A 9,333-nucleotide genomic window follows, 5' to 3' on the forward strand; every position below is an offset into this window, starting at 1 on the left:
CATGCGTCGCAAGCTGCTGCGCAGCGGCCTGGCGCTGGCCGCGGGCGCGAGTCTGATGCCGCGGGCGCAGGCCACCACGGTGGACACGGAACCGCTGATGCTGACCATGACCCCGGACGGCCTGTTCGTCACCACGGCGGCCGTGTTTGCCCTGCCACGCAGCCTCGAAGATGTGCTCAGCCGTGGCATCGCGCTTTACTTCGAGACCGTGGCCACGGTGGTGCGCCCGCGCTGGTACTGGTTCAACGAAGATATCGCCCGGGCCAGACGTGAAGTGCGGCTTTCCTATCAGCCGCTGCTGCAGCGCTACCGCGTCTCCGTCGGGGGTCTGCAGCAGAACTATGACAGTCTCGACGAAGCGCTGGGCGTGGTGCAGCGCACCCGGCATCTGCGCGTCGCCGAGGCCTCGCAACTGGTGGCGGGTCAGTCCTACCAGCTCGATGCGCGGTTCCGGCTCGATCTGTCGCAACTGCCGCGGCCGTTCCAGCTCAACGTCTCGTCGCAGTCGGACTGGAAGATCGAAGCCACCTTCCAGCCCCAACCCTTCGTCTGGACGCCATGACCCGTCCGAGCAGCAATGCGTGGGACAGCCGCACCTCTCGCTGGGCCATGCGTCTGGCGCTGGCCCTGGGTCTGCCGTTGGCAGTCTTGCTGGTGTTCCTGCTGGCAGTATCCACCGACAACACGGCGCAGCCCAGCCCGATCTTCGGCTGGCTGTACTGGATCAACTTCGTCGTCGCCGGTCTTTTGCTGCTCCTCGTCCTCGCCCTGGGGCTGCGACTGGGCTGGCGCTTGCACAAGCGACGCTTCGGCAGCCGTCTGCTGTTCAAGCTCGCCCCGGTGTTCGCATTGGTGGGGGTGCTGCCCGGCGTGGTCATCTACACCGTGTCCTATCAGTTCGTCGCCCGCAGCATCGAGACCTGGTTCGATGTGAAGGTCGAGGGCGCGCTCAACGCCGGGCTGAATCTGGGGCGCACCACACTGGGCGTGCTGCAAAACGATCTGCAGACCAAGGCGCGCAATCTGTCGGTGCAGATCGCCGAAGACCCGACGCTGCTGTCTCCGCTGGCCATGGAGCAACTGCGTCAGCAACTCGGTCTGCAGCAGATCACGGTGTTCGACGGCAATGGCACCGTGCTGGTCACCGCGGGCGGCAATCCGTTTTCGCTGATTCCCGACCTGCCCGGGCCCAACAGCATGCGGCAACTGCGCACCATGGGATCGATTGCCGATATCGAAGGCGGCGACGACGGCTCCGGGCAAGCGCCGCAGAATCTGAAACTGCGGGTCGTGGTCGGACTGCCCACGCGCAACTTCGTCCTGCCCGGTCATGGTCGTTATCTGCAGCTCATCCAGAACGTGCCGCAAGCCATCTCCAGCAGCGCCCTCGAAGTGCAGCGCGCCTATGCCGAGTATCAGGAACGCGCCTTGGGCCGCGAAGGCCTCAAGCGCATGTATATCTCGACCCTCACCCTGACCCTGTTCCTGGCCGTTTTCCTGGCCGTGCTGCTCGCGGTGGTGCTGGGCAATCAGCTGGCCAAGCCGCTGCTGCTGCTGGCCGACGGCATGAAAGCCGTTGCCGAGGGCGACCTGCGGCAGAAGCCGCAGATCCAGCGCAACGACGAACTCGGCGTGCTGGTGCGCTCGTTCAACGCGATGACCAATCAGCTTGCCGAAGCGAGGGCGCAGGTGCAGTTCAACCACGACGCGCTCGAGGCCTCGCGCGCCTATCTGCAAAGCGTGCTCGACAACCTCAGCGCGGGCGTGCTGGTGCTGGGCAGCGACCAGCGCCTGGCGCTGGCCAACCCCAGCGCCACCCGACTGCTGCGCGCCCCACTGCAAGGTCTGATCGGACAGCCCCTGAGCCAGCACCCCAGCCTTCAGCCCCTGGCGCAGACCATCGCCGAGGCCTTCGCCACGCTCGACGAGAAGGACGCCGATACTCCCAATCCGCACTGGCTGCAGCAAATCGACTATGCCCTGCCCGGCAGCGATGCCACCATCACCCTGCTTGCGCGCGGCGCGCGGCTGGCCTTGCCGGGACAACCCGCCTCGGTCGTCGTGTTCGACGACATCAGCGAAGTCATCAGCGCGCAGCGCTCGATCGCCTGGGCCGAAGTGGCGCGGCGGCTGGCGCACGAGATCAAGAACCCGCTCACCCCCATTCAGCTCTCCGCCGAGCGCCTGCAGATGAAGCTCGCCAGCAAGCTCGAAGGCGCCGACCGCGATCTGCTCCAGCGCAGCACCACGACCATCGTCAATCAAGTGCAGGCGATGCAGCACATGGTCAACGACTTCCGCGATTACGCGCGGCTGCCGGTCGGAAAACCCGAGGCCATGAATCTCAACGAGCTCATTCGCGACGTGCTCAACCTCTACGCCAGCCTGCCCGCCAGAGACGGCGCCAACCCCGAAGAGCAACCCGAGGTGCGGGCCGAGCTGGCCGCCGATCTTCCCCCCATCATGGGCAACGCGACGCAACTGCGTCAGGTCATCCACAACCTGCTGCAGAACGCCATCGACGCCGTGGCGGCGCAGCCCGAACGCAAGGTGCGGCTGCGCACCGAGAACCTGACCACGCCACCCGGCGCCCCGCCCCGCATACGCCTGAGCGTCAGTGACAACGGACCGGGCTTCAGCGACAAGATCCTGCATCGCGCCTTCGAGCCCTACGTCACCAGCAAGCCGCGCGGCACCGGCCTGGGCCTGGCCGTGGTGAAAAAAATCGCCGACGAACACCAGGCCCGCATCGAGATACAAAACCTGCTGGCAGAGGGGTCGGTCTGCGGTGCGCGCGTATCCCTTATATTCCCGGGACTGGCGCAACAGCCTCATGTGGACGCGCCCTCGCAGCATGCATGACCGTCCGGAGCTCGCGCCCCATCAGGGCCGCTCCCATGTGGTCGAGAAAACTTGGGGCTGCCCGGCGTTTTCTTGAGAGAGTGAATCAGTATGGCAAGCATTTTGGTGGTGGATGATGAGATGGGGATTCGGGAGCTGCTCTCCGACATCCTCAATGACGAAGGGCACAGCGTGTCACTCGCCGAGAACGCCGCACAGGCCCGGCAACTGCGCGCCCAGGCCCAGCCCGACCTGGTGCTGCTCGACATCTGGATGCCCGACACCGACGGCGTCACCCTGCTCAAGGAATGGTCCAGCAGTGGCCAGCTCACCATGCCCGTCATCATGATGTCCGGCCACGGCACCATCGACCATGCCGTCGAGGCCACGCGCATCGGCGCCATGGCTTTTCTCGAAAAACCCATCGCCCTGCAAAAGCTGCTGCAAGCAGTCTCGCAAGCACTGACCAAACCCGTGGCACGCCAGCCGGGTGGCGCAAACCTCGCAACCCCGGCCACGGGTGCCGCCAGTGCCACAGCCGCGCAAGCGCAGCAACCCGTGGCATTGCCCGCCGAGCGCGCCTTTCTGCTCGACCGCCCCTTGCGCGAAGCCCGGGACGAGTTCGAGCGCGCCTACTTCGAATTTCACCTGACCCGCGAAAACGGCAGCATGACTCGCGTGGCCGAGAAGACCGGCCTCGAACGCACCCATCTTTACCGCAAGATCAAGCAGCTCGGTGTCGACCTGGGGCGCGGCATGCGCAATCGCAGCGAAACCCCGTCCTCACAAGAAGAAGAAACCATCGCCCATCTCGGCCCGGCCTCCGAGTAAGGCCGAGGCTGCACAAGCACCACGGGCGCAGCCACAAAGTTTGCTACCATGTCGGTTTTTCCGAAATGCCGCATACGGTTCTTCCCGTTGCCGCAAGCGAAAAAAATGGCCAGGTAGCTCAGTTGGTAGAGCAGCGGACTGAAAATCCGCGTGTCGGCAGTTCGATTCTGCCCCTGGCCACCAAAATTCAGCGCCCAACTGTTCTCAGTTGGGCGTTTTCATTTGTGCTTCCCGCATGACACGCGGGGTTCCCGCACATTCTGCGTGTGCGACCGGGGTCCTGTGGTCTGGCAGGAACATCCCCAGTTGCCATCCGTTCCGCCCTCTCTTCTCTCGAAATCGGCGCTAACTTCTTCGCCGTGGCACACGCACATGGCCTTTCGCGACCATGATTTGTGCGCGTGCCATTGCCATTCGTTGTCGGGCGTGCTTGGAGCAGCAGTCCGTCACGCCAACACTGCCGCCGCGCAAGGCATGGAATACAAGCCTGCGCGTTGCTGCGTGACGACGAGTGCTCCGTAGGCCGCCAGTCGAGCCTCGTGCTCCGGCTTGCCCTTGTCCTTCGACTTGATCTTGAACAGGTCAATCGGCTTGTCGCTCTTCTGGCCAGCGCGCTGCATGATCCTTTCTCCGTCCACCTCGACTCCCTTGAACGACCACAGCGACTCGAAGACCTTGGCCTGACCATCCGTGAACCGGATCGGCGTGGCCTGCACATCCGGCAGCGTTGCCCACTTGAAGTCGGCCGAGAACGGCCCGTTCACTGGCGCGGCCGGATCGGCCACTGCTGGCACTGCAGACGACACCGAGGGTATGAAGGTGATTCCGCCGCCATAGAACGTGAATCGTTCTTCCAGCGCCAGCCATTCCACACCGGAGCCGAAGGGCGATCCACGCGTCGTGCGTGGCCTGGGGGTGATGACTCGGATGTTGCTTCCCGCCACCCGGACACGATCCAGCAAGGACGGCTCATGCAGCACTCTCGTCAGATCTCGGGCCAGCACAACCGGAGAGCGGCGGGCGTTACCGAGCCGCCAAGCACCGTCACCCAAGTCATCGATGTCGTCGCGGCTCTCGATGTCGAGGGAGAGGCGCATTTTCTGCCGCAGCCAATCTTCATCCAAGGCCAAAGCCGCACCATCGATTGCTTTGACAGGCACCTGGCCACACTCCGGGCACCGGCAGATTCGACCGCCCCGTCTATCGCTCCAGACCTGCGCCCGATGCTGCTGACAGTGGGGGCAGAGCACAAAAGACTGATCCATCACTGTTGGCCTGACGGCTTTGCCGAGCACAGACAAAGCAGATACCTCGCGTGGCGAGAGCGTGGCCCGCAGCACCGGCGTGCCGCCTGCGAACAGGCGGCAAACCAAGGCCCAGGCATCGTGCGTCGCCATTGATCAGTCCTCGAAGGCCGATGATGAACTGACCGCGTCGGTCTCTGGCGGCGATTCCTGGGCACTGAGGGTCTGGCCCTTCTGCAAGATGCCCACCGCAACCAGGTAGCCTTCCAGCTGCGCTTGCATCTTGGCGTCGAACTTGTGCAGGTTCAGCCGCCCTTTGCTGGTCACTTCGATGGTGACCACCTTGGGGCGAGTCCTGCCCGGCTCGGGTGGGTAATAGAGATTGACCTGTGCCGCTGTCACCGCCCACTGACCCTCCAGCGGGCCCGGTAGCTTTTCCTTCAGCAAATCGTGCACCGAGCGTTGCTGGCTGGATTGCATCGCCGTGCATTCGATCTTCAGCGCCGTGTCAGGACTGAGCAGGGTGAGTGCCTTCAACTGAACCATCGAGAAGCCGTCCTCAAAGGCCTCTGGCACATCGAATCCGGTGCGCAGCATCGACAAATCCAGCGTCGGCGACTTGATTTTGTGAGCACTCGCTTTCACGCCCAGCACATGCTCCGCGAAGGCCTCGACCAGCATTTGCTGATACTTTGCCCCGCCGCGCACCAGCGTGCGCACGACACCGGTGGACTTGGCGTACTCCAGCACCATGTGAATGTTGGGGTTGCCGACACGGCGCTTCAGGGTCGCCCCCTCGAACTCCAGGCGCAGCATCGCCATGTCCTTGACATGGACCGACAACAGGAACACCCCCGGACTGCGCTCGACCAAGTGCGCCACGCTGCCGTCTCCGCATTGCAGTTCGCGCTTGTAGAAAGCCGAGATGGCATGACGCAACGCTGTCAGATTGGCATCCGAACCGTTCGGTTGGCGTTTCAAGCCAAGGTCGTATTGCTGCGTCTGCTGCCCATGCTGTTCCCAAAAGCTGAAGTCATAGGCGCGTTCGAACAGCGCCGGGTGGTGGACGTAGAGCCAGAAGGAACGGTGGATGTCACTTGCGCATAGCGCCAAGCCAGCCAGCGCAGCACCATCGGCCACGGCCGCCTCAAACATCGCCTGCTTACCTGCCGCATCGCCCAACTGAACGCTGGCCATGAGGTTTGCCGTCATCCGGTCACGGGCAGCAATGTCGGGCCAGACTTTGACCGCTTCGAGCAGAAACTGGCTGGTCTCCGGTGTGTCATCCCAGGCAAAGCCATCGGGCACAGGCAGGCTGTGGGTGGTCAAGAAGTCGCGCAGCGTGGCGTCCACCGGCAGCTCGAGCATCACGTCGACAAAGGTCTTCTTCATCTTGATCGTCCTTTCTGGATCGGCGTCGAAGGTCTGTGACCGATGTACGGACTGCACTGGCCAGCGACTGGGTTACTGAACACGCGCCTCGCATAAGTAAAGTAGCGAGATACAAGCGCGATTCTGAACCTCAGATTTCCGCTTGTCAATCAAAGCGGCACATCTAGACCTTATTTGTATCTCGCGGCTATACTGGCGGTCTTGTTTTTGTTAACTGACTGTTTTCCCCTACAGGAGCATCGCTATGGCTTCAGCGTTCGGAGCACGCCTGCGACGCTTACGCGAGGCGAAGAAATTGACCTTGCAACAGGTCGCCGACGAAGTCGGCTGTACCAAGGCGTATATATGGGAACTGGAGATGAAGGACGGCCAGCGTCCCTCCGCTGAACGGGTCCAGGCCTTGGCCAGGGTGCTGGGCGTGACGATGGAGGACATCATGGGCGAGCCTATTGAACAGGTTCCTCAGGCCAGTCCAGAAGATGTGGCCTTCTTCCGCGAGTACGCTGGAATGACGGACGAGGAGAAGGATCGTTACCGTCAGGCACTCAAAATCATGTTCCCCGACAAGAACTAAGGCGGTCTGATAATTGAGCTCATCCCAGCCCCTAACCGGTTCCATCGCGGCCAGCACCGTCTTGAGATGGTTGCGGGCGTGGCACGCCGACGGCATGCCGGATGCCGTGGATCTGGAAGTCGTCCGGCAAATGCTTCCAGAGACGCCTTACGGCAAAGGGGTGCGGGAGATCAAGGCCCCGATGGTGCTGGACATCAATAGCTGCGAAGGCATGTTGGTGCGCAACCCACAGGACACCGCAGAGTGGGGCATCTTCTATAACGGCAAGGCAAACCCCGAACGCCAGCGTTTCACCATCGCCCACGAACTGGGCCACTTCATCCTTCACCGCGATCAGCGGCAAAGTTTCAACTGCGACAAGGAAAGCGTGTACTCCGGCGCTGACACTATCCGTGTCATCGAACGTGAGGCGGACGACTTTGCCAGCAACCTGCTGATGCCTGGCGACTTGCTGCGCGAGTGGATCTCGAACCAGCGCATCGACTTGCATTTCCTGAGCGCCCTTGCCAAACGGTTCCAGGTGTCGTTCGAGGCGCTGTGCATTCGGTTCATCAAATTCACCACGCAGCGGGCAATCCTTGTCTATTGGGACAACGGTTTCGTGAAGTACGAATGGCGCAGCAGCAGCGCGGTCAAGACGCGCGCCCGCATTCGGCGCACTGACGATCCGCAGGAACCATTACCCGGCACCCTGGCTGCTGATTCCACCGTTGAGCAGGAGTGGGATGGCACGGAGATGTCTGCCGCGATCTGGTGCCCGGAGGAGGCACCACACATGAAGTTGCGCGAGTTCAAGCACAGCTACACCACAGGAGATCGCGTCCTGACCCTTTTGCTACTGGAAAGTGCTGAACCACGATCATGGGATCGGTCTTGGCAAGACGGCGAGAGCTTTGACAGCTTCGATCAGTTCGTCTCGAACGGGCAATTGCCAGTACGGTGAGTCCCTCGATGACAGGCTTACCGATCCAACCCATAGATGAAGAACTGCAGACCTTGCAACGCGAGGTGCAACGAATGCTGGGCCGTTGTCTCTTGCGTCTGCAGCAGTACGAACAATTGATGAAGGCCATCGTGGCCCACCACGAAATCTCCGCGTCAGGATCACCCCTCGAATCGAACCAGGCGGAGCGCATTGCGGATGCCGCAAACAAGACTCTGGGTACGTTGGTTGGCACGCTGCTCGGAACGTATGTCACCAGCGGCGACCAAGACGAGGTCGCCGAACCAGATGCGCCCGACAACATCATCTCGTTCAAGATGAAGATGAGCTTGCGGATGTCTGCCGAGGATTTCGATACGACGCAAAACGATCTGAAGGAACTATTGATCCGGCACGCTGAAGTTTTCAAGCTGCGTACCTGACGAAGGGGTCTTGGAAGTAGGAGCGCACGCGTTCGGGGTGTGCTGCGACGAAGGCCATATGCTCGTTGGCGGCAGCGTGCAGCTTGGCCTTGGTGCGCACAGGCACCTTGGTGCCGATGGCGTGCTTGAGGTCGGCGTTGAGCCGCTCATCGGGGTTGAGCTCGGGGCTGTAGCTGGGCAGGTAGAACACCTCGATGGCGGCCTGGTGCTCGGCCAGCCAGGCTTTGACGGGCTTGCAGTGATGCACGCCCAGGTTGTCCAGGATGAGAAAGACCTTCTGACCGCGCCTGCGGCCATCGGCCACCAGCGCCTCGAAGAACTCGATGAGCCGCTCGTGGTTGAAAGCACCGTCGATGATCATCCAGTTCGCCCGCCCCCGGTTGGTGACGGTGGAGATCATGGAGAGCTTCTGGCGCGTGCCGCCCACGGCCAGCGTCACCGGGGTCTTGCCGCGCGGGGCGTAGCTCCTGCCGCGCACGTCGGTGTTGACCAGCGCGGTCTCGTCACCCCAGTGGATTTCTCCGCCCTCGGCCCTGGCGCGACGCTCGATGGCCGGGTACTCGTGCTCGAGCCATTGCCGCACGGCCTCAGGTCGCTGCTCGTAGGCGCGCTTGATGGGCTTTTGCGGCGTCAAGCCCCAGCGCCGCAGGTACTCACCGGTGGCACGAATGGAGAGCTTCACACCGAACTCGCGCTCGATGAACTGCATGACCGCTGCGCGTGTCCACAGCGCGAACTCCATCTTCAACTGCTCGGGGCGCTTGTCGCAGATGGTGCGCCGAACAAACGCTTCCTGCTCGGGCTTGAGCAGGCGGCCTTGGCCTGCACTGCGCCCACGCGCTGCAGGCTTGAGGGCCGCCCAGCCACCAGCAGCGAACAGATCTATGGCTTTACGCACCGTCGGGTAGCTCAAACCCGTGAGCGCAACGATCTGCATCACCGGCACGCTCCTCACATGCAACCGCACGACTTGCTTGCGCCTCTCGTGCAGCTGCTCAAGCTTCTGGTAGCGAGCGTCTTCTTTGTCCATAACGCTCTGACTCCGGGATCACCGAAAAGTTCAAACTTCATGCGGCTGGATCAATA

Annotated in this window: 9 protein-coding genes and 1 tRNA gene; 7 read left to right on the forward strand and 3 right to left on the reverse strand. The window is 62.4% G+C overall.

Annotation, left to right across the window (positions count from 1 at the left end):
• Position 1: 1 nt before the first annotated feature.
• The 4 genes from ASC45_RS15190 (at position 2) to ASC45_RS15205 (ending at position 3,855) form a co-directional block, all read left to right on the forward strand.
• Positions 2-562: a DUF4390 domain-containing protein gene (locus ASC45_RS15190; protein ID WP_055451846.1), complete on the forward strand. Its 561-nt coding sequence runs from the start codon at positions 2-4 to the stop codon at positions 560-562.
• A complete protein-coding gene (locus ASC45_RS15195; protein WP_055451847.1) occupies positions 559-2,862 on the forward strand; it encodes a sensor histidine kinase in 2,304 nt (767 codons plus the stop codon). The genes ASC45_RS15190 and ASC45_RS15195 overlap by 4 nt, the downstream gene beginning before the upstream one ends.
• Before the next feature lie 90 nt (positions 2,863-2,952).
• On the forward strand, positions 2,953-3,672 hold the full coding sequence (locus ASC45_RS15200) for a response regulator (protein ID WP_055451848.1): 720 nt from the start codon (positions 2,953-2,955) through the stop codon (positions 3,670-3,672).
• A gap of 107 nt (positions 3,673-3,779) precedes the next feature.
• Positions 3,780-3,855: transfer RNA gene (locus tag ASC45_RS15205), tRNA-Phe, on the forward strand.
• 263 nt (positions 3,856-4,118) lie between these two features.
• Here ASC45_RS15205 and ASC45_RS15210 read toward each other — a convergent pair.
• A complete protein-coding gene (locus ASC45_RS15210; protein WP_055451849.1) occupies positions 4,119-5,069 on the reverse strand; it encodes a hypothetical protein in 951 nt (316 codons plus the stop codon).
• 3 nt (positions 5,070-5,072) lie between these two features.
• Complete coding sequence (locus ASC45_RS15215; protein WP_055451850.1) at positions 5,073-6,308, reverse strand: hypothetical protein; 1,236 nt, start codon at positions 6,306-6,308, stop codon at positions 5,073-5,075.
• A gap of 244 nt (positions 6,309-6,552) precedes the next feature.
• Between ASC45_RS15215 and ASC45_RS15220 the strand changes: the two genes are divergently transcribed.
• Genes ASC45_RS15220 through ASC45_RS15230 form a run of 3 tightly spaced genes read left to right on the forward strand, consistent with a single transcriptional unit; the run spans position 6,553 to position 8,247 of the window.
• Positions 6,553-6,882 (forward strand): helix-turn-helix domain-containing protein, encoded by a 330-nt coding sequence (locus ASC45_RS15220; protein WP_020200576.1) that lies wholly within the window; start codon positions 6,553-6,555, stop codon positions 6,880-6,882.
• A 13-nt stretch (positions 6,883-6,895) separates the two neighbouring features.
• Entirely contained in the window at positions 6,896-7,825 is a 930-nt protein-coding gene (locus tag ASC45_RS15225) for an ImmA/IrrE family metallo-endopeptidase (protein WP_245610084.1), read from the forward strand.
• An 8-nt stretch (positions 7,826-7,833) separates the two neighbouring features.
• Positions 7,834-8,247, forward strand: coding sequence for a hypothetical protein (locus ASC45_RS15230; RefSeq protein ID WP_245610085.1), 414 nt, complete (start codon positions 7,834-7,836; stop codon positions 8,245-8,247).
• Here ASC45_RS15230 and ASC45_RS15235 read toward each other — a convergent pair.
• Positions 8,231-9,277, reverse strand: coding sequence for an IS630 family transposase (locus tag ASC45_RS15235; protein ID WP_055451265.1), 1,047 nt, complete (start codon positions 9,275-9,277; stop codon positions 8,231-8,233). The two genes, ASC45_RS15230 and ASC45_RS15235, sit on opposite strands and share 17 nt — an antisense overlap.
• Positions 9,278-9,333: the final 56 nt, after the last annotated feature.

Origin of the sequence: Thiomonas bhubaneswarensis, assembly GCF_001418255.1 — a bacterium.
In the GTDB taxonomy this organism is placed as follows: Bacteria; Pseudomonadota; Gammaproteobacteria; order Burkholderiales; family Burkholderiaceae_C; genus Thiomonas; species Thiomonas bhubaneswarensis.

Bases quoted from the DNA above. Each gene is read 5' to 3' on its own strand.
- ASC45_RS15190 (WP_055451846.1), top strand. From the start codon at position 2: ATGCGTCGCAAGCTGCTGCGCAGCGGCCTGGCGCTGGCCGCGGGCGCG.
- ASC45_RS15195 (WP_055451847.1), top strand. From the start codon at position 559: ATGACCCGTCCGAGCAGCAATGCGTGGGACAGCCGCACCTCTCGCTGG.
- ASC45_RS15200 (WP_055451848.1), top strand. From the start codon at position 2,953: ATGGCAAGCATTTTGGTGGTGGATGATGAGATGGGGATTCGGGAGCTG.
- ASC45_RS15210 (WP_055451849.1), bottom strand. From the start codon at position 5,069: ATGGCGACGCACGATGCCTGGGCCTTGGTTTGCCGCCTGTTCGCAGGC.
- ASC45_RS15215 (WP_055451850.1), bottom strand. From the start codon at position 6,308: ATGAAGAAGACCTTTGTCGACGTGATGCTCGAGCTGCCGGTGGACGCC.
- ASC45_RS15220 (WP_020200576.1), top strand. From the start codon at position 6,553: ATGGCTTCAGCGTTCGGAGCACGCCTGCGACGCTTACGCGAGGCGAAG.
- ASC45_RS15230 (WP_245610085.1), top strand. From the start codon at position 7,834: ATGACAGGCTTACCGATCCAACCCATAGATGAAGAACTGCAGACCTTG.
- ASC45_RS15235 (WP_055451265.1), bottom strand. From the start codon at position 9,277: ATGGACAAAGAAGACGCTCGCTACCAGAAGCTTGAGCAGCTGCACGAG.